General features: G+C 50.0%; 28 protein-coding genes. 8 read left to right on the forward strand and 20 right to left on the reverse strand.

Annotated elements, in window-relative coordinates:
• Positions 1 to 89: 89 nt before the first annotated feature.
• Together JOE45_RS04845 and JOE45_RS04850 are read left to right on the forward strand one after the other, a co-directional pair.
• On the forward strand, positions 90 to 701 hold the full coding sequence (locus JOE45_RS04845; RefSeq protein ID WP_210021265.1) for a helix-turn-helix domain-containing protein: 612 nt from the start codon (positions 90 to 92) through the stop codon (positions 699 to 701).
• Between the two features lie 65 nt (positions 702 to 766).
• Positions 767 to 2,917, forward strand: a complete 2,151-nt coding sequence (locus JOE45_RS04850) for a DNA topoisomerase III (protein WP_210021264.1) — start codon at positions 767 to 769, stop codon at positions 2,915 to 2,917.
• 145 nt (positions 2,918 to 3,062) lie between these two features.
• Here JOE45_RS04850 and JOE45_RS04855 read toward each other — a convergent pair whose 3' ends face one another.
• Together JOE45_RS04855 and JOE45_RS04860 are read right to left on the reverse strand one after the other, a co-directional pair.
• Positions 3,063 to 3,371, reverse strand: coding sequence for a hypothetical protein (locus JOE45_RS04855; RefSeq protein ID WP_210021263.1), 309 nt, complete (start codon positions 3,369 to 3,371; stop codon positions 3,063 to 3,065).
• Positions 3,372 to 3,376: 5 nt separating this feature from the next.
• Positions 3,377 to 4,285 carry a TIGR01777 family oxidoreductase gene (locus JOE45_RS04860; RefSeq protein ID WP_210021262.1) on the reverse strand — a complete coding sequence of 303 codons (909 nt, stop codon included), beginning with the start codon at positions 4,283 to 4,285 and terminating at the stop codon, positions 3,377 to 3,379.
• 142 nt (positions 4,286 to 4,427) lie between these two features.
• Between JOE45_RS04860 and JOE45_RS04865 the strand changes: the two genes are divergently transcribed.
• Positions 4,428 to 4,865: a MarR family winged helix-turn-helix transcriptional regulator gene (locus JOE45_RS04865; RefSeq protein WP_210021261.1), complete on the forward strand. Its 438-nt coding sequence runs from the start codon at positions 4,428 to 4,430 to the stop codon at positions 4,863 to 4,865.
• 160 nt (positions 4,866 to 5,025) lie between these two features.
• On the opposite strand, the gene JOE45_RS04870 is transcribed toward JOE45_RS04865, so the two are convergent.
• The 5 genes from JOE45_RS04870 to purT form a co-directional block, all read right to left on the reverse strand.
• Positions 5,026 to 5,829 (reverse strand): alpha/beta hydrolase, encoded by an 804-nt coding sequence (locus JOE45_RS04870; protein ID WP_210021260.1) that lies wholly within the window; start codon positions 5,827 to 5,829, stop codon positions 5,026 to 5,028.
• Between the two features lie 34 nt (positions 5,830 to 5,863).
• Positions 5,864 to 6,205, reverse strand: coding sequence for a bacillithiol system redox-active protein YtxJ (ytxJ, locus tag JOE45_RS04875; RefSeq protein ID WP_210021259.1), 342 nt, complete (start codon positions 6,203 to 6,205; stop codon positions 5,864 to 5,866).
• Positions 6,206 to 6,226: 21 nt separating this feature from the next.
• Complete coding sequence (locus JOE45_RS04880; RefSeq protein ID WP_210021258.1) at positions 6,227 to 6,730, reverse strand: metallophosphoesterase; 504 nt, start codon at positions 6,728 to 6,730, stop codon at positions 6,227 to 6,229.
• Between the two features lie 218 nt (positions 6,731 to 6,948).
• The gene (locus JOE45_RS04885) at positions 6,949 to 7,218 is read right to left on the reverse strand and encodes a hypothetical protein (RefSeq protein ID WP_210021257.1); all 270 of its coding nucleotides are present in this window, start codon (positions 7,216 to 7,218) and stop codon (positions 6,949 to 6,951) included.
• A 118-nt stretch (positions 7,219 to 7,336) separates the two neighbouring features.
• Complete coding sequence (gene purT / locus JOE45_RS04890; RefSeq protein ID WP_210021256.1) at positions 7,337 to 8,512, reverse strand: formate-dependent phosphoribosylglycinamide formyltransferase; 1,176 nt, start codon at positions 8,510 to 8,512, stop codon at positions 7,337 to 7,339.
• Between the two features lie 169 nt (positions 8,513 to 8,681).
• On the opposite strand from purT, the gene JOE45_RS04895 reads away from it, so the two are divergent.
• Complete coding sequence (locus JOE45_RS04895) at positions 8,682 to 9,017, forward strand: winged helix-turn-helix transcriptional regulator (protein WP_210021255.1); 336 nt, start codon at positions 8,682 to 8,684, stop codon at positions 9,015 to 9,017.
• Positions 9,018 to 9,404: 387 nt separating this feature from the next.
• Here JOE45_RS04895 and JOE45_RS04900 read toward each other — a convergent pair whose 3' ends face one another.
• Positions 9,405 to 9,632 carry a Spo0E family sporulation regulatory protein-aspartic acid phosphatase gene (locus JOE45_RS04900; protein WP_348632481.1) on the reverse strand — a complete coding sequence of 76 codons (228 nt, stop codon included), beginning with the start codon at positions 9,630 to 9,632 and terminating at the stop codon, positions 9,405 to 9,407.
• Between the two features lie 165 nt (positions 9,633 to 9,797).
• Here JOE45_RS04900 and JOE45_RS04905 point away from each other — a divergent pair, with 165 nt between their 5' ends.
• Positions 9,798 to 10,496: a response regulator transcription factor gene (locus tag JOE45_RS04905; RefSeq protein WP_210021253.1), complete on the forward strand. Its 699-nt coding sequence runs from the start codon at positions 9,798 to 9,800 to the stop codon at positions 10,494 to 10,496.
• Between the two features lie 44 nt (positions 10,497 to 10,540).
• Here the strand turns inward: JOE45_RS04905 and JOE45_RS04910 are convergent, their stop codons facing one another.
• The 8 genes from JOE45_RS04910 to JOE45_RS04945 all read right to left on the reverse strand — a co-directional run bounded on the left by JOE45_RS04910 (position 10,541) and on the right by JOE45_RS04945 (position 16,588).
• A complete protein-coding gene (locus JOE45_RS04910; protein WP_210021252.1) occupies positions 10,541 to 11,278 on the reverse strand; it encodes a YhcN/YlaJ family sporulation lipoprotein in 738 nt (245 codons plus the stop codon).
• A 76-nt stretch (positions 11,279 to 11,354) separates the two neighbouring features.
• Positions 11,355 to 11,855: a hypothetical protein gene (locus tag JOE45_RS04915; protein WP_210021251.1), complete on the reverse strand. Its 501-nt coding sequence runs from the start codon at positions 11,853 to 11,855 to the stop codon at positions 11,355 to 11,357.
• 21 nt (positions 11,856 to 11,876) lie between these two features.
• On the reverse strand, positions 11,877 to 12,524 hold the full coding sequence (locus JOE45_RS04920; RefSeq protein WP_210021250.1) for a trimeric intracellular cation channel family protein: 648 nt from the start codon (positions 12,522 to 12,524) through the stop codon (positions 11,877 to 11,879).
• Positions 12,525 to 12,529: 5 nt separating this feature from the next.
• A complete protein-coding gene (locus tag JOE45_RS04925) occupies positions 12,530 to 13,609 on the reverse strand; it encodes a Gfo/Idh/MocA family protein (RefSeq protein WP_210021249.1) in 1,080 nt (359 codons plus the stop codon).
• A gap of 138 nt (positions 13,610 to 13,747) precedes the next feature.
• A complete protein-coding gene (locus JOE45_RS04930; protein WP_210021248.1) occupies positions 13,748 to 14,407 on the reverse strand; it encodes a response regulator in 660 nt (219 codons plus the stop codon).
• Positions 14,408 to 15,796 carry a sensor histidine kinase gene (locus JOE45_RS04935; protein ID WP_210021247.1) on the reverse strand — a complete coding sequence of 463 codons (1,389 nt, stop codon included), beginning with the start codon at positions 15,794 to 15,796 and terminating at the stop codon, positions 14,408 to 14,410.
• A gap of 18 nt (positions 15,797 to 15,814) precedes the next feature.
• Positions 15,815 to 16,198, reverse strand: a complete 384-nt coding sequence (gene kapB / locus JOE45_RS04940; protein WP_210021246.1) for a kinase-associated lipoprotein KapB — start codon at positions 16,196 to 16,198, stop codon at positions 15,815 to 15,817.
• Between the two features lie 45 nt (positions 16,199 to 16,243).
• Positions 16,244 to 16,588 (reverse strand): thioredoxin family protein, encoded by a 345-nt coding sequence (locus JOE45_RS04945; RefSeq protein ID WP_210021245.1) that lies wholly within the window; start codon positions 16,586 to 16,588, stop codon positions 16,244 to 16,246.
• 98 nt (positions 16,589 to 16,686) lie between these two features.
• Here JOE45_RS04945 and JOE45_RS04950 point away from each other — a divergent pair, with 98 nt between their 5' ends.
• Positions 16,687 to 16,884, forward strand: a complete 198-nt coding sequence (locus JOE45_RS04950; protein ID WP_210021244.1) for a hypothetical protein — start codon at positions 16,687 to 16,689, stop codon at positions 16,882 to 16,884.
• 73 nt (positions 16,885 to 16,957) lie between these two features.
• On the opposite strand, the gene JOE45_RS04955 is transcribed toward JOE45_RS04950, so the two are convergent.
• From JOE45_RS04955 to JOE45_RS04965, 3 genes are all read right to left on the reverse strand, one after another.
• On the reverse strand, positions 16,958 to 18,571 hold the full coding sequence (locus JOE45_RS04955; protein WP_210021243.1) for an ABC-F family ATP-binding cassette domain-containing protein: 1,614 nt from the start codon (positions 18,569 to 18,571) through the stop codon (positions 16,958 to 16,960).
• 126 nt (positions 18,572 to 18,697) lie between these two features.
• Complete coding sequence (locus JOE45_RS04960; RefSeq protein ID WP_210021242.1) at positions 18,698 to 20,620, reverse strand: ABC-F family ATP-binding cassette domain-containing protein; 1,923 nt, start codon at positions 20,618 to 20,620, stop codon at positions 18,698 to 18,700.
• Positions 20,617 to 21,666, reverse strand: coding sequence for a M42 family metallopeptidase (locus tag JOE45_RS04965; RefSeq protein ID WP_461479525.1), 1,050 nt, complete (start codon positions 21,664 to 21,666; stop codon positions 20,617 to 20,619). Before JOE45_RS04965 ends, JOE45_RS04960 begins: the two co-directional genes overlap by 4 nt.
• 115 nt (positions 21,667 to 21,781) lie before the next feature.
• Here JOE45_RS04965 and JOE45_RS04970 point away from each other — a divergent pair, with 115 nt between their 5' ends.
• Complete coding sequence (locus JOE45_RS04970) at positions 21,782 to 22,111, forward strand: ASCH domain-containing protein (protein WP_210021240.1); 330 nt, start codon at positions 21,782 to 21,784, stop codon at positions 22,109 to 22,111.
• A 126-nt stretch (positions 22,112 to 22,237) separates the two neighbouring features.
• Positions 22,238 to 22,669 (forward strand): DUF2269 family protein, encoded by a 432-nt coding sequence (locus tag JOE45_RS04975; protein WP_210021239.1) that lies wholly within the window; start codon positions 22,238 to 22,240, stop codon positions 22,667 to 22,669.
• Between the two features lie 19 nt (positions 22,670 to 22,688).
• Here JOE45_RS04975 and JOE45_RS04980 read toward each other — a convergent pair whose 3' ends face one another.
• Positions 22,689 to 22,979 carry a Dabb family protein gene (locus tag JOE45_RS04980; RefSeq protein ID WP_210021238.1) on the reverse strand — a complete coding sequence of 97 codons (291 nt, stop codon included), beginning with the start codon at positions 22,977 to 22,979 and terminating at the stop codon, positions 22,689 to 22,691.
• Between the last annotated feature and the right edge of the window lie 10 nt (positions 22,980 to 22,989).

Raw genomic sequence — 22,989 nt, forward strand, 5'->3', positions numbered from 1 at the left:
ATTGCCATTATATTGAACTGACTTTAATATGAAAATAACAGCTTATTGCAATCATATATAATAATATTGCTATTGCGAGTAGGGGGTGCATGAATGAAGCGTCAATCCTTATGCCCACACTCAGCGACCACGAATATTTGCTTCTGCCCGAGTCCGTCGGTTGGTACCGTGAGTTTCCGGAGAATGAGGTTAGCCGAAAGCAGGGAGCGTTGAACAATTTCAGCATACATTTGGTCGTAGACGGAAAAGGCTTCATCGAAGCGGAACATAGCGGGTTCTTGCACCTGACTCTCATATCCACATTGACTTATGCGGTCGTGGCGGAATTCGTCACGCAAGCGGCGCCTTGGGCCGAAGTAAGCAGCCCCAAGGACGATAACCGCATTCTAGAGCTTCTGCCATTCATAAGACAAGAGGCTTGCCGACCATTCGACTTGGATTATTGGTCCAGGCGAGCCGGGGTGAGTAGCTACTATTTTTGCCGCTTGTTTAAAAAATCCACTCAGATGACTCCAATGACCTTCATCACGCTGTGCAGGCTGCAAAACAGCAAGCAATGGTTGTTGGAAAAACAAAGCTTGACGGTCAAAGAAATCGCAGAGCACGCAGGATACCCAAGCGTCAGCTATTTCAACAAACGGTTTCATGAACAGGAAGGCATGACGCCGACGGTATACCGTAGGCTTTATCGCCGGGAATAACTGTTGTATACTGAGGATTCGAGAAAAGCAGCCTGATGTGAAGAGACGACGGGAAAGGAGCTCTTATGAAATCATTAATTCTTGCAGAAAAGCCGAGCGTGGCTAAAGAAATCGCCCGAGTGCTCGGCTGCACCCAGAAGCATAAACATTATATCGAAGGCCCGGCCTATGTGGTCACCTGGGCACTGGGTCATTTGGTCACGCTCGCCGAGCCCGAGGAATACGACCCAAAGTACAAAACCTGGAGCCTTGAAGACCTGCCGCTGCTCCCGCAGCGCATGAAGCTGAAGGTCATCCGTGAAACGACCCCGCAATTCAAAGCAATTGCGCAGCTTGCGGGCCGCAGCGATTTGAACGAGCTGATCATCGCCACAGACGCGGGACGCGAGGGAGAATTGGTTGCTCGTTGGATCATGGAGATGATCCGCTGGAGAAAACCATTCAAGCGGCTTTGGATTTCCTCTCAAACGGACAAAGCAATCCGTGATGGATTCGCTTCGCTCAAGCCAGGGTCCGCCTACGATCCGCTCTATCGATCCGCCGTTTGTCGTGCAGAAGCCGATTGGCTGATCGGGCTTAATATTACACGCGCGCTGACCTGTAAGCATAACGCACAGCTCGCCGCCGGACGCGTACAGACGCCGACGCTGGCAGCGCTGATGGAACGCGAACGCCAGATTAAAGCGTTTCAGGCGAAGGATTATTGGATGCTGCGTGCACAGCTCGGTCCCTTCCAAGCTGTCTGGCGAAGCAAATCTCAACCGGACGGGCGCCTGTTCGATAAAGACGCCGCAGACGCGCTCTTGGGCCGTCTGACAACGGTTCGCACCGCCAAGATCTCCCAGCTGAAGGTGACGGAGAAAATCGAGCCCCATCCGCTTGCTTACGATTTGACAGAGCTTCAGCGTGACGCCAATAAGAGATACGGATTTACAGCCAAGCAGACGTCGAACGTGCTTCAAAAGCTGTATGAGCAGCATAAGCTGGTCACATACCCGCGAACCGATTCCCGGTATCTTTCTTCGGACATGGTATCTACTCTCCCGGATCGGCTCAAAGCACTGCAGCTGCCCCCATACGCCGCCTGGGTAAAACCGCTGCTGAACAAGCCTTTACCGGTAACTAAGCGGATTGTAGACGACAGCAAGGTATCCGATCACCACGCCATTATCCCTACGGACGAGCGCCCGCAGCTGCAGAATCTAACCGCTGACGAACGTAAGCTGTACGACATCATTGTGCGCCGCTTTATCTCGCTGTTCTACCCGGTCTTCCGTTATGACGAAACGGCAGTCACAATCGACATCAGCGGCGAAAACTTCCATGCCAAGGGCCGCATCACGCGGGACGCGGGTTGGAAAACACTATACGATGCTGGAGCTATTGCATCAGACGACGAGAATGAAGATGCTGCGGAGGATGAGGCTTCCTCCCGTCAAACGCTCCCTCCTCTTCAATCAGGTATGGAGCTTAAAGACGTCCGACTCAACCTGCAGAAGCAGACGACCAAACCGCCAGGCCGATATACGGAAGCAGGATTACTAACGGTAATGGAGAAGCACAACCTCGGGACGCCAGCCACACGAGCAGACATTATTGAAAAGCTGCTGCAGACCGATACGATCGAGCGGCGCATGAATACGCTGCAGCCTACCGGCAAGGGCCTACAACTGATCGAGCTTGTCGTGCCTGAGCTTCGCTCACATGACCTTACGGCCGAATGGGAGCAGGAATTAGAACGGATTTCCAAGGGAAAGGGCGACGCAGACGCCTTCATGGAAAGCATTCGGAAGCAAACGCAGGTAATCGTAAAGCAGGTCAAAGAAAGCGACGCGGAATATAAGCCGCACAATTTGACGAATTCCCGCTGCCCCGATTGCAGCAATCCGCTGCAGGAGATCAAAGGTAAACGCGGAAAGATGCTTGTTTGCAGCAGCCGGGAATGCTCTTACAAGCGTGCGGCTGAAGCGCCCTTATCCAATAAACGCTGTCCCCAATGCCGTAAGAAAATGGAAATTCATATGGGGAAAGCAGGGAAGTATGCGCAGTGCAAACCTTGCAACGTCATCGAGATGCTTAGTGAATCCGGCGGTGGAGGCGGACGTGCAGCGAAACGCCAGCAATCGCAATTGGCCAAGCAATTCAGCGACAATGCAGATCTGACATCCGGCCTCGGAGAAGCGCTGAAGGCCGCTTTGCAGAAAAAACAGGAGTAACCGCAGGTTTTCCGCTGATTGATGGGAAGTGTTAGCGGTGATTAATCGGTGTATATAACTATAAAAAGGGTTGCCTCCCCTGCCGCACATTCGCTGCTCGATGGAGGCAACCCTTTTTATAATTTGGGACAATACCCTTTGTCCCCTAATTTCTCAGTCCAATCCGTGGCATTACCTCTCGCTCAAAGTACGACTGAAGCTGCTGCTTTTCCGATTCCGTGAATCGAAACTCACAGTCGCGCCCCTCATCCTGAGGAACGATGTCGATGATGTCTCCACCGCGTGTACAGATCAGCAGGGCACTAAGCTCCTCAATCCCTTCCGGCATCAATGCGCCATCGGCCAGCTGAAAGCAGATATCAACATCGATCCACTGATCGTCTCGCGGTTCAATCCGGGCTTTCATCTGCTCAAATCGCAGTTCCTTGATATCCGTACCTCCGTAAGCTATCATGGTGCTCAATTCACCGCCTTTTGTCCTTGATTTATCAGATCATTCAATGCCATCTCAAGGAGCGGATATTGAAACTGAAAACCGTTAGTAATCGCAACATGCGGAATAACTCTCTGGCCTTGCAGAAGCAGCATGGACATCTCCCCAAACATCAGCTTCAATAAGAAGGAAGGCACAGGGAATGCATAGGGCTTGTTCATCACCTTGGCCAGCATTCTTCCAAAATCGTCATTGGTAACCGGATGCGGCGATGTGGCATTCACCGGGCCTTCAACATTTTCATTCTCGATACAGAAATCGATCAACCTGACGACGTCATATATATGAATCCACGACATCACTTGTTTACCGCTGCCGATTCGGCCGCCCAGACCCAACCGGAACGGCATGCTCATCTTAGGAAATGCTCCGCCATTCTTGTCGAGAACAATTCCTAGCCGCAGTAGAACAACGCGCGTATCCGGAATCATTTCGGCCGCGGCCTCCCACTTATCCACCACATCAGACAGGAAATCTTCCACGCTAAGGTCACTATCTTCCCCGAAGCTATTCGTCTCTGATTTCCCGTAGATTCCAATGGCTGAAGCGTTAACTAGCACAGGCTTAGTCTCCAAGCGTTGGATCATGCTCTCTACTTTCTCTACAGACTCCAATCGCGATTGCAATATGCGCTCTTTAGCCTTTGGAGTCCACCTCTGATTAATGGTTTCTCCCGCTAAATTGACGATTGCGTCCAGCCCTTCAAGCGGCTTCACACTTTTGTCCAGCTCAGCCCAAGTAATATTACGGATGAGCGGATGCTCAGACTTGCGCTTTTGCCTAGAGATCAATATAACAGTTGCCCTTTTTTCCAAAAAATATTGGGTCAAATGCTTTCCTATAAAGCCTGAGCCCCCTGCAATTGCCACTTTCATTGTTTTCCCCCGCTCAATCGTAAGTTTTGCTATGAACCTCATTATATATCAAAATGAAAGAACGGACAAAAAAAGGGGTCAAGTGCTCGCCTGTTATTGCTGCTTTATACCGTTCGCCATATAATACATATGAGGTGAAAAGATGGAATCCAAAGAAGCTCTCGAACATTTTATTATGTATTTACAAACCATTAATCGACATTTGCGTTCCCAAATGTTCGATCAACAGGCAGCGTCGTTAACCCGGGTACAATGGCTGCTCATGCGTAATCTGTATCGAAACGGAGCCTCCACTATCGGGCAGCTTGCCGAGCACCTGGACGTTCGCTCCAGTACGATGTCCCAAATGGTCGATCGTCTCGAAAAGGCAGGATTCGCTTACCGGGAAAGCAGCGACCCGGATGCTCGCGTGAGGTGGGTGAAACTGACGGAGCAAGGTGAGCGTGTCATTCGTCAAACCGAAGCGTTATGGGCCGAAACGTTGTCCGAACCATTCAAGCAATTCAGCGATGCCGAAAGACAGCAGTTGCTGGAGTATATGCATCGCTTGTCCGATGCCCTTCCTTCCAAAAGAACATGATCACCGGATTTAACCATCTTGAAACACGGAGCTTGTAGCAATTGGGGCTCAATACGCATGATGTCGGAGATGGACCATATGCACCCGTCGCTCTAATACATAAAGCCCGCTTGCCTCAACTCTATTCAGAGTGCCGAGGCAGCGGGCTATCTTTCGGGAATCAAACTTTGTCCGAAGGGAAACTTCGTTCAATGAAGCTCAGTGCTTCAGGCAAATGCCCCCCGAAATATCCCCAGTCGTGGTCACCTTCAAATTCCATGTATTCATGAGGATATCCAAGTTGATCCAGCAGCGCTTTATATGCGGAGTTCAGCGGATATAAATAATCGGAAAAGCCGCAGTTAAAATGCAGCGCCGGCCGGTTTTCCTCTCGGACACGACGCGATGCAAGTACATGCAGGTCGAGCTCTTTGACGTATGGGCCATGCACCGGACCGATCATACGGACAACCTCTGAACGCAGCATTGGCTCAGTCATTAAATTCGCAGACATTAATGCGCCGGAGATACTGGCTGCTGCACCGAATACGTCCGGATTGCGGAGCGCAAGAACGAAAGCGCCATAACCGCCCATCGATAAGCCGCACACGGCTCTTTGAGAACGGTCAGCTATCGTGCGAAATTCCCGGTCGACGGCAGGAATCACGTCGTACAGAATATAATCCTCGAACTGTCCGCTTCCATCATACCAGTTGACATAGAACGTTCCATGCCCGTAACCTCCGTCGCTGATCATTACGACGATGCTCTCTCGAAGCGCTCCGGAGGAGATCATATCGTCAAGCGTAGTTTCCGCATTTCCTTTCACGATCCAGCTTGTTTCGTCGCCATACAATCCATGCAGTAAATAAATGACAGGATAGCGTGTTTCATCCGATTGCTCGTAGCTTGAAGGCAGATACACATGACATACTTTTCTTGCGTACAATGCACCTGAAAATAACGAGAACGGCTTCACACTCATTCGGTCTCTCCCCTTTGCTGGTCTCGGTGCAGCATTAATTCAGAACGGCATTCATATGCTGCTTGGTGATGGACCAATGCGAGGTGTTCCATATCGTTTCTTTGTTTTTGATATACAAGATTTGCGGTGACGCATGCTTCACGCCCGTATCCTCGGCTATCTGATTGGATACCGGTCGAGATTCGATCACTTTGACAAGGATGTAATCGACATCTTGATTAGGTGCTGTCCCCAGATAGCTTTCATATTCGTCCAAAGCGTTGGAGCTGACCGGACAAGCCGTGCTGTGCTTTAGTACAACAACCGGTTTCGAAGTCGATCCCTCAAAAATATGATTCCATTCCTCGTTCGTCGAAATTTCTTTCCACTGTGCCATGTTCCGCTTCCTTTCGTTGCTTTATTTATGATCATAATAATGATGTTCGGCTTCCAATTCAGTACCAAGACGGAGAATACCGAACGAATAACGGGGTTGTCGTCGCTTATCGGTTGGCGAGCCGGGATTGAATAGCAGCATCCCGCCTTGTCGTTCCAAATAGGGTGTATGAGAATGTCCGAATACGACCACGTCAACGGTACCCTCTCCAACCACATTGCAAAAGGCTTGGAAAGCTGTATTCGGGGTAGAACGCCCTCCATCTCCGTGAATCAGGCCGATACGGTACCCCGCAAGTTCCAGCACTTTACGGCGGCCGAACCGGCGAACGATCGCGAGGCCGTCATTATTGCCGGCAACGCCGTCTACCGGAGCCCATTCGGCGAATAGGTCCACGACCTCTTCATCGATCCAGTCGCCTGCATGTAGGATCATATCCACTCCCTGCAAACCTTCCACCAAGGCCTTCGGCAGTGATTTGGACCTCCCGAACATGTGTGTGTCGGAAACGACGCCGATACGCATCGAACCCCGCCCTTCATGATTTGTTTATCCCATTATTTTACCATAGTTATCCTCAAAAGAAAAAGCACCGCTTCGGTCCTTTGAACCAATATATAAATTTTTCCTGAATATGAGGACGGTACACAAAAACCCATGAGCGTTCACGCTCATGGGTTATGTAGTCCGGTTATAAGTTATGCGGATACTGCCGCAAACGGTCTGCGGACGGCAGGAAGAGCTTATGGCGTACCTGTCAAATTCAGAGCTTGCGAGGAAATGTCCTCTTTAAAGCGCGTCATGCAGTTGCACAGAAAATCTTTACGGCAAATTGGGCATGGCTCTTTAAGCAGCCGGTTGATATGAGTAGCCTTCGCGCCCCCGGATGCGTCTTGCTCATAGATAAGACGGCAAACCGTCCGGTCCTTGAGCTGTGCTACGACTTCAAACAACCCGTTCTTCGAATTGTGACTGACGATTTTGGCATCGACGACTTGAGGATTATATGCCATCTTCAGCACCTCTTTCCTTTATGTATTAAAGCGCAATCCGTTTGCAATATGAATAATATCGTTTTTTAACCGTCTGCGTCAAGCAACCGGGACTCTTCGCGCATCGTACAACACAACATTAATATTCAATACGAAGGCTAGTTGCCGATTCCTTTGCCTGCTTCCGCGCTTGTTCTACAGTGTCTGCCGAGCTGAGCGCCACGGCCATGCGGCGGCCTTGCTTCGTCTCAGGCTTCCCGAATACGCGTACTTGCGAGTTCGGGACCGCAAGTGCTTCCTCAAGACCTCCGATCCGGAATGTGTTAGCTTCCCTGTCGGCCTTCAAGGTGTAGGATGCCCCAGGCGTCAGCAGACGAATCGTCGGGATCGGAAACCCGAGAATCGCTCGTACATGCAGCGCAAACTCAGACAGATCCTGTGTTACCATGGTAACCATACCCGTATCATGAGGACGCGGGCTCACCTCACTAAAATAGACACGATCCGTTGCCAGGAACAGCTCTACGCCATAAATACCGGCTCCACCCAAAGCATCGGTAATCGCCTTAGCGATATGCTCCGCTTCTTGAATCTGCGCCATGCTCATTGCATGCGGTTGCCAGGATTCGATATAATCGCCGTCCTTTTGAATATGCCCAATTGGCGCACAGTAGGTCGTACCGGATACGGAGCGGACAGTGAGCAACGTGATCTCCGAATCAAAATGGATGAATTCCTCTACGATAACACGGGTTTTTTTGGCACGGCCCCCTTCCATGGCCGCATTCCAGGATGATTCTACGTCTTCAGGAGTACGGCATACACTCTGGCCTTTCCCAGATGAGCTCATGATCGGTTTAATCACGCAAGGAGTTCCGATTTGAGCCACTGCAGCGCGAAGCTCGTCCAAGCTGTCGGCAAAGGCAAATTTCGCCGTAGGCAGGCCAAGCTGCTCCGCTGCAAGTCTGCGGATACCTTCGCGGTCCATCGTGAGCCTGGCCGCCGTTGCCGTCGGCACGACCCGGTACCCTTCCCGTTCCAAATCCACAAGCGTCGGGGTCGCGATAGCCTCGATTTCCGGAACGATCAAGTCCGGCTTCTCCTGTTCAATCAACCGGCGAAGCTCATCTCCGTCCAGCATATTAATAACATGAGACCGATGCGCAACCTGCATGGCTGGAGCGCCCGCATATCGATCTACGGCAATCGTCTCCACACCGAGCCGCTGCGCTTCAATTACAACCTCTTTACCGAGCTCGCCCGAACCGAGCAGCATTATTTTTTTCGCTTGTTCAGATAGTGGTGCACCATACATGTAAAAGTTCCCCCCAAAATCTAATCATTTTTTCGCCTAACGCTGTTATACTGTACTTGGAAGGATTTTTCAAGAAATTTTTAGAAAAATAAGAGTTGAATTATATTTTAATCGACTTACAATTGTCAAGTTAATTATGTTAAAATAGAATGAAGAAGAGGTGAAGAGCATGACAAATCAATCTCAACCTTTATATTCCAAGCAGCAGCTTTGTCCTAAATTTGAAGCCGCTTTTGAGATTCTCGGCAAGCGCTGGAGCGGACTTATTATCCGCGCACTGCTCGAAGGTCCTTGCCGGTTCAAGGATATATCCGAGATGATCCCAGGTATGAGCGACCGGATGCTTGCAGAACGGTTTAAAGAGCTGGAGGCCGCGGGCCTGATCAGTCGGCATGTGTACCCGGAGACACCAGTGAGGATCGAGTACCAGCTGACGGACAAGGGAAAAGCATTGGAGCAGGTTATGGACGCCGTACAAAAATGGGGGGAAACGTGGGTCACCTAACCCGCGTTTCTGAACCTTAATTTAAGGCTGAGTTAATCGCAGTGGACAGGCTCTGCTATTGAACTTACCGGATAGAAGAACATGCGCTGTCCGCACTGCGGACATTTCATTTTTACATCAAGTTCATTCAAACCATTCATAAACATAGAAAATGAAAAAGACGATTCATGGTTGATCGTCTGAATAATATCTCTATGATAAACATAATCGCAGCCCGAAGTGCTGCAGCAGGACCGAACTTTATAGCTGTTCATTATATGGCACAATCCTTCCAAGAAAGAGTAATCGATCTCTATACAGAGTACGATACTCTACTTGTTATTCCCTATGACAGGAATTTTATGTGCCTGAAGGAAAATTTATCTCAAATTAAGCAAGCCGTTCGTTCTAGGCTGACCGTCCGGAAGATTTCCTCATTGTCAGCAGTATGAGCTCATCGAGCTCCATACTTTTTTGAACAACGCGAGGATCAGTCAATGAACAACCCTGCCCCGTGACCAGTGCGTTCAAATCATCAATGCAGCAACGAATTCGACGTTCAATTATCGCGTTCATCAGTATCCTGCACACCTCCTGTTTGCAGTTGACAAAGGTTATTATATGTATAATTTCCATTAAATGCTACCTATCATTACCCCTGCTTAGTACGGTAGAAACAGGTTGCACGCGGTACTTTGCATTATTATTATAAGGGACAATGGTTAAAAAAGTTTTAATCAATTATGGAATATTTGTTAATTTTTCTAACAATGTCTTAATAAATTAATTGAGGTGGCATTCATGCCTAAAATATTGCTGGTCGAAGATGATCAAACGATTGCTGATATGATATCCATTTATATGGGGGAAGAAGATCACGCCGTTTTCCGTTCAGCGGATGGATTCCAGGCCAAACAAATGTTCTTGGAACATTCACCCGATGTTGTGATTCTTGATTTGATGCTGCCCGATATGAACGGCATCGAGCTCTGCAAGCATTTCCGGTCCTTTTCCAGCGTACCGATTATGATTGTCTCCGCCAAAAGTGAAGTAACCGAACGCGTTAATGCCCTCATGATTGGCGCGGACGATTATTTGTGCAAGCCTTTCAGTATGCGCGAACTGGCTGCACGGACAACAGCTCTGTTAAGACGCTCATCCATCAATAAAACCGTTCAAACCACAGTATCCGATTCTCAGTCTTCCGATACTCAGGATATGCTTCTCGACCTGGAAAAGCGCAGCATTTACCTGATGGGTATTCCTGTAGAAACAACGTATTCCGAGTTCGAGATTATGAAACATTTTTGGCTGCATCCTGGTAAAGTGTTTTCCCGCGAAGAGCTCTTGAATAACATTCGCGGCATCGACTCCTTCGTTACCGAACGTTCCGTAGACGTGCATGTCACCAACTTGAGAAAAAAACTGGAGACCGATCCCAAGAAGCCAAAATATATCAAAACCGTTTGGGGCGTCGGTTATAAATTTGAACCTAAATAAAAAACTCCTGCAACCAAGCTTTACCGCCGTTGCAGGAGTTTTTCTCATTTCCTAGTATTCGTATCATCTGGAAATACGTATTGAATCATGGTGTTAAACTCGTTCATGTAGTCCGTAAAGGTGCCTCGTTCTTGTTCCTCTTTGGCGTAAAGTCTTACTCGCTGCACAAAATTCGGATTGGCCGACACGTACACCTGCTCAATATTTGTCGGCGCATGCTGCAGCACCAGCTTGCGGATTTCATCCGCCAGGCTTGTCGATAAGCCACCGCTCTCCGTCCAAGAGTACTGATTCGGACCTTGTTCGGAAGCAAATATGCCTACACCGCCAGTAGGCGCAACCCGAAATTTCATCATATCGGGTGAAGCTTCAGTATCCGGATTGTGGCCTTCCATCACGACTGCCACATAACCGTTCACTTCGGTAAGCAGCACCTGGGCTTCTTGAATTCCAGGAAGCTGCTTCACCTTTTCAGCTATTTGCGGATCAAAACCCGCTGTATTCGCCAAATGCGGGTTAGTCATGTCCAGCTGCTTACGTCCGCTGTACTCTGTTCCCTTGCGGTTCTGCTGCTCATTTACCCAGCGCTCTTTCACGCCGAGGGACGGGTCCTCGTTGTTGCGCGAATCCCGGTCGAAGAGCGCCTGCTGACGGTAATCCTCCATGCCGCCTCCGGGTCGGCTGGCCTCTGGCTTGTTACCTGCGCATGCACCGAGAAGCAGTAAGCAGACTGCCGCGGAAAAAAGGAATAATATTCGTTTCCAGTTTCTTCTTCTATTCATCCTTCGATCGTCCCTCCTGTTGCTTACCTTGATCGACTCACGTTTAGGATGAATCACTGTCAGGAAAATATGCGCATTATTCCTTATTTTCTCCGTCCTCTTTATTCAGCTTGTCCAAAAGCTCACGCACTCTTTCCTCCGACAGATCCCCGGCTTGTTTGAATTTTGCTAGCTGTTCCGCGATTTCGAGCCCCAAGGCCTCGTGCTCAGCTACTTCCGCCGCATAAGATGGGTCGAACCACACATAATCACCCTCTGGTCCGTTCCGCAAAAAAGCTTTTCCCCAATGCTCGGGATAATCGTACGGTTCCTCTCCAAAGAGCAGACCGAGCACTTCGTCGCTGTTGAGGGGCATCAACTGATGGTACACTTCCTCCTGACCCGACTCCGGGCCTACCGCTTTGAAATTCCGGTGCATATAAGCATAATGAAGATAATGTTCGCCAGTTTCTTTATCTTTAGAGATTTCATACATTTCATGCTCGAGTTCTTTTAAGGCACGGACGGTTTCCAACCGTTCTCCAAGCATTTCGGAAGGAATACGTTTCCACTCCGTCCAAGATCCGGCCAATGTCATATGATCAGGCTCCTTCCATATTTATTTCTTTTCTCCATAACGCTCCGCTTGGAGTGTTAGCGTGCGCCGGGGCAGCCGCCACTTGAATGTCACCGAAAGCATACGTAACGTGACGACGATCACGAATAGAAACAGCAGCGACCAAGAGCCCTGAAACCAGCCAAGCCCGATCAGAAGACCGGCTAGCATGCCCCAAACGGCATAGATTTCATCTCTCAGCACCAGCGGCTTCCTTCCTGCAAGCACATCGCGAATGATACCTCCTCCAATTCCAGTCAACATAGCGGCCACAATAACGGCGCTGAGAGGAACATTCATTTGCGTTGCGTACAAGGCGCCTTGAATGGAAAATGCGGATAATCCGATGGCATCGAACAACGACTCCCATGTTTTCCAACGGCGAATCCAGCTCACGGGTACAATAAAAACAAGAAAGGCGGCAAATAACGCTATTTTCAAAAAGAAACCTTGGTTCCACAATGTGGTGACCGGAATTCCGATCAGCACATTGCGGACGACCCCGCCCCCGAATGCGGTCACGAAGGCGAGAACGAACACGCCGAGAATATCGTATTCTTCTTCCATGGCAACAACCGCGCCTGAAATCGCGAACGCGATCGTACCGATGATGCTAAAAATTTGTAAATTCAGCTCCAGCAGCTCATCCATAGGACTTAATCCAAATTCCAATCCAGTGTAACGACGTTGCCCGTACGGGATGATTCATAGATCGCTTCGAGCACCAAACTATTCGCTAACCCCGATATAGCCGAAGTGATCGGCTCCCGGTTGTTACGAACAGATTCTACAAAATGACGGCTCATCCGCACTCTAGAGCCTTCGTCATCCTGCGGAGTAGTCAGCTCCACGTCGGCGGTACGGTCGAACAACTCCGTATGCAGAGATCCTTTCCCGCCGCGCAAGGAGGCCCCGCCTTCCGAGCCCATCAAGTATATGTATGGTCCGTTTTCTTGGAAGGTAGTGTTCGCGGCCCAGCTTACGTCCAGCGTCAGCGTACTGCCGTTATCCAGTTTAATCAACGCCGTAGCCAAATCCTCCACATCATAGAAGCCGTTCCAATCCGGCTTGCCCCAAGTGCCGATCCCCTTCTTCTTAGGCCCGAATTCCGAATAAGTTGTGCCGAATACGGAGACGGGCTTTGGGCTGCCCATCAAATGCAGCGATAAATCGAGCATATGCACACCGAGATCGATCAACGGACCTCCGCCTGATCTATTCATTTGGGTAAACCAAGTGCCCCAACCCGGAATTCCTTTACGGCGCATCCAACCGGCTTTGGCGTTGTAGATATGTCCGAGCGCGCCTTTATCGATTTGTTCCTTTACTTGCAGGTTCAAGGACTCCCAGCGCATTTGATGCGACATCATCAAGATTTTGCCAGACTTCAGATACGCCTTTATAATTTCTTTTGCGGAAGCCGCATTGATTGCCATCGGCTTCTCAAGCAGCACGTGTTTGCCTGCTTGCAAGGCATCGATAGCAATCGAAGCATGCGAATCGTTCGGCACGGCCACGATCACCGCATCGATGTTCGAGTCTTGAAGCAATTCATGATATGTAGTATAGATTTTTGGAATGTTGTATTGCTTTGCCCGCTCAATCGCCATGGGCTGGTAAACATCAGTTACCGCGACAACCTGCGCCTCAGAAACTTTACCGAACTCCTGAAGATGTACGTTGCCAATCCCCCCGACGCCAATGACGCCGATTTGAATTTTGTCGTTTGCACTCATCCTTACAAGCCCTCCATTAGCCATGTTCTTGCTTCCAAACTGTTCCTACTATATCATAAGCGGGGCGGAAAAGGGTAACCGAAAAAACGGCTTCCTTCGGGATATTTCACCCTCGTCCGCCGTTTACTTGAACAATGCTTACAAAATGCCCATATCCTTTGCCTTTTGCGCCGCTTCTTTGCTGCTCTTGCCCCCGAGCTTCTTCAGAATATTGCCTACATGAACCTTGACCGTACGTATCGAGATGACAAATTTCTCGGCGATTTGCGTCTGGGTATTCCCCTTCTCGATTAAGTCGAGGACCTGGATCTCAGTAGGCGTCAGCAGGTTTCTCAGCTGGTTAACCCTTACCTCACGCTCAAGCTGCTTGAGGCGCCGGAATTCCTCCCGCATTTGCGCGGCTACACTCGGATGAATGGCGCTCCGGTTTACATATGCGCTGCGGATCGCCTGCGGGATTTCAGTGAAATTCGATTTGACCATGTAATCCACGGCGCCTGCCTTGAACGCCTCGAATATCATTTCCTTATCTTCCATAGAAGAAAGCATAATCACCCGCGCACCGCTGCATTTGACAATTTCCGCAGCAGTCCATAGCCCTTCCGGACTGTCGGACATCATAACGTCCATAAGCACGACGTCCGCTTCTGTCTTTTCCAATAACTCGACCGCAGCTTCTCCGGAGGAAGCGTTACCGACCAATTCGATATCCGGTTCCTTCTGCAGGTAGCTTTGCAGCCCACGCAGCCAGTCCGGATCGTCCTCAACGATAACGACACGAATCATACCCTGCTCCATTCAAACCAACTCCCTCTCCGCAGCATGCGTTTTCCTTTTCGGGAACTGCATGAACACACTGGTTCCTTGGCCCGGTTTGCTGTGAATGCTCATCGTTCCTTTATGCTTCTGAACTATATTATAACAGTAAGACAAACCCAGACCGAAGTTCATATTTTTACCTGACTTGGTGGAGTAGAACGGATCAAATACCCGTTTCAACTGATGCTTTTCCATCCCCGGTCCCGAATCCTTAATTTCCACTACGATTTTGCGTTTCGTTTCCGTTAGTCTGACCGTTAATCTGCCCCCGCCGGGCATCGCCTCAATCGCATTCGTCAGCACGTTTGTCCAAACCTCAGTAAGCAGTGCCCGGTCTCCAGACATCGTACCACCGTACGAATATTCTTCGCTGACTTCAATACGCGCCAGCTCCGGAGAGAGCATGTGCAGGCACTGTCGCATGAGCTCCGCAGGACGAACCTCCTCGAATGCGAGCTCCGCCTCTTGGGTCTGTCCTTGGATACGGTAAATCATGTCATAAATATGCTGTGAGGCTTGTAAGATGACTTCGACATCCTGTATAACTTGCGAAGAATCCGCCTTTCCTGACGCGATCTCTAATTTGATTTTATCGCCGAATAAACGGATTTTGCCAACATCGTTTTTAATCGCATGGTTCAGAATGGAGGTACCTGATGTGATGGCACGGAGCGTATAATCAAGCTTTTGGTTTTGGATCGAGATCTGAAGCCCCATGAACCCGTAACGGAAACTGGAGCCGATGATAACCGCCAAGGTAAACGCAATGACCCAAGCGTTATAACGCCACCACTCATAGGTTTCGAAATAATGAGGCAGCAAATAAAGCGTGAAGAGCGCAAAAAATAATGTAGGAGCCGCAGCAGCCGTCGTCAGCAGCCTGCTACGCCGAAGAAAAGAATTCCGTTCCTTGAGCGTTGCCGCCATAAGCAGCCCAATGCCCGTCAAAATATATGGCATTGCCCACAAGGTAACATAACTATAAGGAATAGGTTCGTTCAACTTCGGTTCGAAGGCAAAAGAGAATAGCACCGGAACAAGCAGCACCCAAGGGATGTAGCGTCTTCTGGACCACAAAGCGTATTCCGGATAGTACACTACGGCAAACATCAGGAAAGTATAAGGCAATCCGTAGTAACAAATATGCGAACATATCGTTTCCACGAGCGGGAGCAGTCCAGTCAGCGGTTCCGTCAGCCAGCCGCGGGCATATAAATAAGGTGTGAGCTGGTCTCCGATAACGGCAGCCATCCCGCCCGATCCTCCGATAAATGCGATGCTGCTGATCCACCGGGTCGTCTGCCGCTTCGGGTCGGTTACGATCAGGAGCAGACCGATCGACCATAGTCCGATGAGTACAAACAGCATGGCTGAATCACTTCCGTCCTATTGATATTCTCCCTTCAAAAGCTCCAGTTCACCGAGACAGCGCTCGGCCCAACGGACCATGCGCCGCAATTCTTCCGCTTCACGTTCCAAAGCGCTATGCAGCGATTCCTTGTAATCCGGTATCGGGCCGCTGTAGGGCCGAACCGTATTCAGCGGCATCAGTGCAATTTCCTGGTACGAGAGGGCGCGCCGTTGGTGAAAAAATGCCACGTCCGGGTCCATGTTCGTATGTAAATCGCCCTGCGTGGGATGCTTGACGACGGCCAATATTTTCACCGCCGCTTTGACGTTCGAGGTTAGCTCTACCACTTCGCCGATATATTCGCCTGTTTTGTAGGAGGCTCTAACCCGTGCCCCCGGTTCATAAATGGATTGTTCCATGAGTAAGGACCCACTCCTTTGGTTTATAATAGGTACTAACAATCATTACAACTGCTCCGTAGTTTTACTGCTTTCATCCAGCATCCAGAAGCGAAGCTCCTGTACTGTTCCCAGACGGTACAAAAGCGCTGAAGGGGTTCCGCCTTCGAGCTTGACGAGACAGGGAACGCTCTCGATTCGCCAGCCTTGGGCCAGCGCCTGAGCATAATTAATGTTGCACAGACCGACAGGGATATCCGGGTGCATAGCCACCACCACTTCGAGCATGCGTATGCCTACCTTACAAGTACCACACAGCGGCGTATAAAAGTAAACAAAACGGACATCTTTCTTCGCCGCGACATTTGCTGTACGCTCCAGAAGTTCATCCTCCGTCCATTCTGGCAGCATAGTCTGCCCCCTTCCTTCATCATTATTTTTTACATGTTGCTTCCATGAGTACAAATCAATTAGAATGTATCTATATATGACAAGGGCAGGTGTGAAAGATGACGGACTCAACAAACACAAACGAACCGCGCAAGGTCAGCCTGGCGGATGCCATTAAAAACAAGCTCGCGCAGAAAAAACAAGAGCTGCACGATGGCAAAGGAAACGGTCAGCAGCGTGCAGGTAACGACGCAGTCATGCGCAGCCAGAACAACAAAAAGCCAAACAACCAAAGGCGCCGTACCGGCGGGAGCTAGTCTTGCGCGCCGTATGGGAAAGAAGGATGAGCACCGCTTGATCGGCGGCAGCTCATCCTTTTTCATGTTTCTGTTATGCGTACAGCACTTCGCGCTGCTTCTTGATTTCTTCGTTCTCCAAAAACTCATCATACGTGACGCTCTTGTCGATCAAGCCATTTGGAGTAATTTCGATAATCCGGTTGGCCACGGTTTGCACGAATTGATGGTCATGAGAAACGAATAAAATCGTTCCGTCAAAGTCGATTAATCCGTTGTTGAGCGCCGTAATGGATTCCAGATCCAAGTGGTTCGTCGGCTCATCGAGTATAAGCACGTTTCCGCCGCTCATCATCATTTTTGAAAGCATGCAGCGAACTTTCTCCCCCCCGGACAGCACGCTTGATTTCTTCAGTGCTTCTTCACCTGAGAACAGCATGCGGCCAAGGAATCCGCGGAGGTACGATTCGTCCTGATCTTTGGAGTACGGACGCAGCCAATCCACCAAGTTCACGTCCGTATCAAAATAAGCTGAGTTATCTTTCGGGAAATAGGCCTGGGAAGTCGTTATTCCCCAGCTGAATTCACCCGAATCCGCTTCGATCTCGCTCATCAAAATTTGGAATAGCATGGACTTGGCAATGTCGTTAGGTCCAACGAAGGCAATCTTGTCGCCTTTGTTCACGGTAAAGCTGATATTGTTCAACACCAGCTGTCCATCGATTGCCTTGTTGATCCGATCGACCGTAAGCAGCTGCTTACCCGCTTCACGCTCCGGCGTAAATTTGATGAATGGGTACTTCCTTGTGGACGGTTTAATGTCCTCCAGCTGCAGCTTCTCAAGCGTCTTCTTACGGGAGGTCGCCTGCTTCGATTTGGACGCGTTCGCGCTAAAACGCCGAATGAACTCTTCCAGCTCTTTACGCTTCTCATCCGTCTTTTTGTTCTGCTCCCTTACAAGTTTCAAGGCAAGCTGACTTGATTCGTACCAGAAGTCGTAGTTACCGACATAGAGCTGAATTTTGCTGAAATCGATGTCCGCGATATGCGTACACACTTGATTCAAGAAGTGACGGTCATGGGATACAACAATGACAGTGCCTTCGAATCTGGCCAAGAAGTTCTCCAGCCAATTGATCGATTCAATATTCAAATGGTTCGTAGGCTCGTCAAGCAGCAGAATGTTCGGATTTCCGAAGAGGGCTTGAGCTAGCAATACACGTACCTTTTGATTTCCGTCGAGTTCTTTCATTTTCAGATCATGCAAATCTTTTTGAATGCCGAGTCCGATCAAGAGCTCAGCCGCATCGGATTCCGCCTGCCAGCCGTCCAAATCCTGAAACTCGCCCTCCAGCTCGGCTGCGCGCATGCCGTCTTCCTCGGAAAAATCAGGCTTAGCGTACAGCGCATCCTTTTCCTCCATAATTTGAAACAACCGTGCATGGCCCTTAACGACGGTTTTGAGCACATCCACTTCTTCATATTCAAAATGATTCTGCTTCAGCACGGCCATCCGCTCGCCCGGAGTAATGCTTACATCGCCCGTATTGGGCTCCATCTCGCCGGACAAAATTTTCAAAAAGGTCGATTTGCCGGCGCCGTTAGCACCGATCAGGCCATAGCAGTTTCCAGGGGTAAATTTGATGTTGACATCCTCGAATAAAGCTCTTTTCCCGTATCTCAAGGTGACGTTTGTAACAGTAATCATGTGATAAAAACCCTACTTTCCACAATAGACTGAAGTATCCCCTAATCAGACGATAGCTTCCAAAGTTATATTATAGCACAAATTGTATTGGGTTCCCAATACGTGTAAATTTTTTCCCATTTCAACTTACTTGTTCTGCGCAATGCTTTCTACAAGCTCGGACAGCTCCGCCCATCGGTCCATCGTCCACTCCAGCTTGCCGCTGAGCTCCTGCTCCTCGCGGTACAGATCCTGCACCTTGCCGTAATCGCTGCCGGCCTTTTCGATCTCCCGTTTAATAAGAGACAGGCGTTCCTCCAAGCCAGCGATATCTCCCTCGATTTCATCCCATTCCTTTTGCTCTTTATAAGAGAGCTTACGGGGACGGTTCGTTTCACGCTTATCGTTTGCTGAAGCATCGGATGCTTCAGAAGGTTTGGATTCCCGCTTGCTCTCCGCTTCGGCATCTTTGGTAAGACGGACAGAATCCATGTATTCGGTGTAGTTCCCATAAAACCTGTTGACCCGTCCCTCACCTTCGAACACAAACAAGTGATCTGCCGTCCGGTCCAGAAAATACCGGTCATGAGATACGATAATCACAACGCCCGGAAAATCCTCCAAATATTCTTCTAGAATCGTGAGGGTCTGGATATCCAAGTCATTCGTCGGCTCATCCAGCAGCAGTACGTTCGGCTCGCCCATTAGTGTGCGGAGTAAATAGAGTCTACGCTTTTCCCCGCCCGACAGCTTACCTATTGGCGTCCATTGCTGAGACGGGGTAAACAGGAAACGCTCAAGCATTTGCGCTGCGGTAATGGTATCGCCGCTGGCCGTGCGCACGACTTCTGCTGCCTCTTTAATGTAGTCAATGGCGCGCTGCTTCTCATCCATATCCACGCTTTCCTGCGTGTAATAAGCCAGCTTCACCGTCGTACCTGTGACGATAGTGCCCTGATCCGGCTCTAGATGACCCGCCAGCATATTTAAAAATGTAGATTTGCCGGTACCGTTTGGTCCGATAATGCCGATGCGGTCTTCCGGAAGTACGATATAGCTGAAGTCTTCGACCAATGTCCGGTTGCCGAACGATATGGAGACGTTCTCCAGCTCCATAATTTTTTTGCCGAGACGGCTGGCACCAAGCGACATGTCCATGTTCGCGGCAGGTCCGTCCGTTTTACGGTCACGCAGTTCGATAACGCGATCCACCCGCGCCTTCTGCTTCGTCGTTCTCGCCTTCGCCCCTCGGCGCAGCCAAGCCAGCTCGCGGCGCAGCAGGTTCTGACGCTTATCTTCTTCCGCAGTCTCTCGCTCGAGCCGGTCCGCCTTCTTCTCAAGGAACGAAGCATAATTGCCTTCATAACTGTAAATCCTGCCATGGTCCAGCTCGAAGATGCGATTGGTTACCCGGTCCAGAAAATATCGGTCATGCGTAACCAACAGCAAAGCGCCCCTCCATTTGCTGAGGAAATCCTCCAGCCACTCCACGGTTTCGTGGTCAATATGGTTGGTAGGCTCATCCAAAATAAGCAAATCGGCCGGTTGGATGAGCACCCGTGCCATTGCCACCCTCTTACGCTGTCCGCCGGACAGTGTGCCCACCTTCTGTCCAAAGTCGCGGATGCCGAGTTTGGTCAGCACGATTTTCGCTGTTGTGGACGCCTCCCATGCTCCTGTCGTGTCCATTCGCTGCTGCGCAGTAAACAGCTTAGCCTGCCGCTTCTCGTCCTCTGGCGCCAGCTGCAGCTCGGTAAGTGCCCACTCATATTCCCTTAGCGCCTGCATGAGCGGAGTGTCGCCATAAAATACTTGCTCCAGTACGGTAGAGTCCGGATCAAATTCGGGATTTTGAGGCAAAAACTCTACGTGAAAATGGTTGGCATGAATCAGCTTGCCTTGCTCCAACGGTTCAAGACCGGCCATCACCTGGAGCAGCGTCGATTTCCCTGTGCCGTTCACTCCTACAAGACCGATCCGCTCCTTCTTATTAATCTGAAACGTGATGTCGTCGAAGAGTACTTTTTCACCATAGCTTTTGGATAAATGTTCAACCGTCAATATGTTCACGAGTTTCCTCGCTCCTTCTTGGTAGAATACGGCTCAGCGGGCTCCGTCACGTAAGCGGCGAGCAGAGCTGTGGTCTGTTCGATCGCTTCGATATGTGTCCTCTCCATCGCATGAGAAGCGTGTACTCCCGGCCCTATTAGCGCCGCCCGGATATTGCTGCCGGCTCTAAGCGCTGCAGAAGCGTCAGATCCGTATTGTGGATAAATGTCCACGGCGTGCTTCAGTCCATACCCCTTCGCCAGCTCGATTAGCTTGGTGGTCATCGCATAGTCGTACGGACCAGATGAATCCTTCGCACAAATCGAAACGTCGAATTCCGTGCATATCAGATCATCGCCCATGGCCCCCATATCTACGGCAATCATTTCTTCGATATCCTCTGGAATCCATGCCGCGCCGTGCCCGACTTCCTCGTAAGTGCTGATCAGTACCTTCAGCGTGCGCGCCGGCACGACCGCCTCCCGCTTTAGCAGCTCGAGCAACCCGAACAGAGCCGCTACTCCCGCTTTATCATCCAGATGCCTCGATTTAATGTAACCGTTCGTTTTAAACTGTGTTCTTGGATCAAAAGAAATAAAATCGCCGGGACCTATACCGAGTGCCCTTACCTCATCCGCATTGCTGACGGCTTCATCCAGACGTACTTCCATAACGGCTTCCTCCCGTTTCAGCTCACGGGCATCCGGATAAACATGAACCGACGGCTTATGGGTCAATATGGTACCGTCATACGTTCTGCCGTCCCGGGTGTGCACCCGGCAGTATTCGTTCTCAACGGAGCCCATCATATAGCCTCCGATCAGCGTAAAGCGCAGAGTGCCGTTCCCTTTGATCGAACGCACCATGGCTCCAAGCGTATCAACGTGACCGGACAGACCTATGACATGATGCGGCTGGCCACCCTGCACCTCAATGATGCCGCAGCCTTTGGGTGTAAACCTCATAGCATAACCAAGTTTATCGGCTTCTTCCGCAAGCTTGTTCATGATCTCACTGCAATATCCGCTTGGACTCGGCGTTTCGAGCAGCATGCCCAACAACCGCATTATATAATCTTGATTAACTTTCCCTCTCAAAGCTATCACCTTCGTTCATTTGCTTCTATTCTATTTTTCGTGTAAGCTACGATTGGATCCAAAATAAGGAGGTTGACTTTTATCTATGTCAGAAACATTGCCACCCAAAACATGCAGTATTGACCGACTCGTTACCAAGGAAGACGATGTAGAAAAGGTACTTAGCGGTGAAAAAACGGCGACTCGCCGGAACGGACGCTACGCCGATATCGGTGAGGTCATGGAGCTCAAGGGCCGTAAATTCGAAGTAACGAAAGTGTACCAGCAATCCTTAGGCGAGTTAACAGACGAATCCGTTCAAACCGAAGGGTACCCGAATGTGGAAGCTTACAAAAACTACATTATGTCTATGCATGCCGGAATGCCTTGGCTTCCCCAAATGAAAGTTTGGGTGCACGAATTCCGCGCGGTTTGATATGCAAAAACAGTGTAGCCGCTTTTTTTGACGGGAAAGAGGGACACGGTACCCCCGCGCCCGCCCGTCAACAGGCGCCTGCTACACTGTTTTTTTTGTACTTCCTAATGCTGGAGGCCTTATTTCATGTATCCTTGGCTGGTATTTATCCATTCCATTAGCGCGATGGTGTCGATCGGACCTTACATCGTGCTGATTCCTATGCTCCGGAAGCTGAAAAACTCAGAGGAAGCGGTGACCGATTCTTACTTGGATTCGTTTCAGTTCACTGTTCGCTTATCCAAGCATGCCGGGCATGTCCTTGTCGGATCCGGGCTGCTTCTCATGTGGCTCGGCAACTGGCCTTGGACCACCCCATGGATCGCGGCGACGTTCGCGATTCTGTTCGCCTCGTTGTTCTTCCTGGCCCGCGCCTTCTCCCCAACGATTCGCAAACTGCGCGAGCAGGGGGAAAACCGTGTGTATTTAGTTCGGAAGCTCAGCCGAGCGTTGTACATCTATTTATTCGTTCTTTTCCTGATGCTTTGGCTGATGATGATGAAGCCTCAGCTTTGGTAGAATGCAGCTCAGATCGGAATCAGCTCTCGAAATCGACGCAAATGCTGGTTCCGTCGAGCACTTGCTTCATGTGTGCTTTTACCTCGAGGTGAAGCGGATGATTGTCGTAAGCCTCAAGGTCCTCAAGCGAATCGAACCTCGTGATCAGTGCAATGTCGTAGGAACGATCCAGATTCAGCACGTCAGTGCCGACTTCAATGTAGCGAAGCAACGGAATTTTCCCCTCCATATTTTTGAGCACGTTATAAGTCACCTTCACAGCCTCCGGGCTCCGGTCTTTCAGCTTAAACATAACAACATGCGTAATCATCGCATTCGCT

This window comes from Paenibacillus sp. PvR098 (assembly GCF_017833255.1).
Taxonomy (GTDB): domain Bacteria; phylum Bacillota; class Bacilli; order Paenibacillales; family NBRC-103111; genus Paenibacillus_G.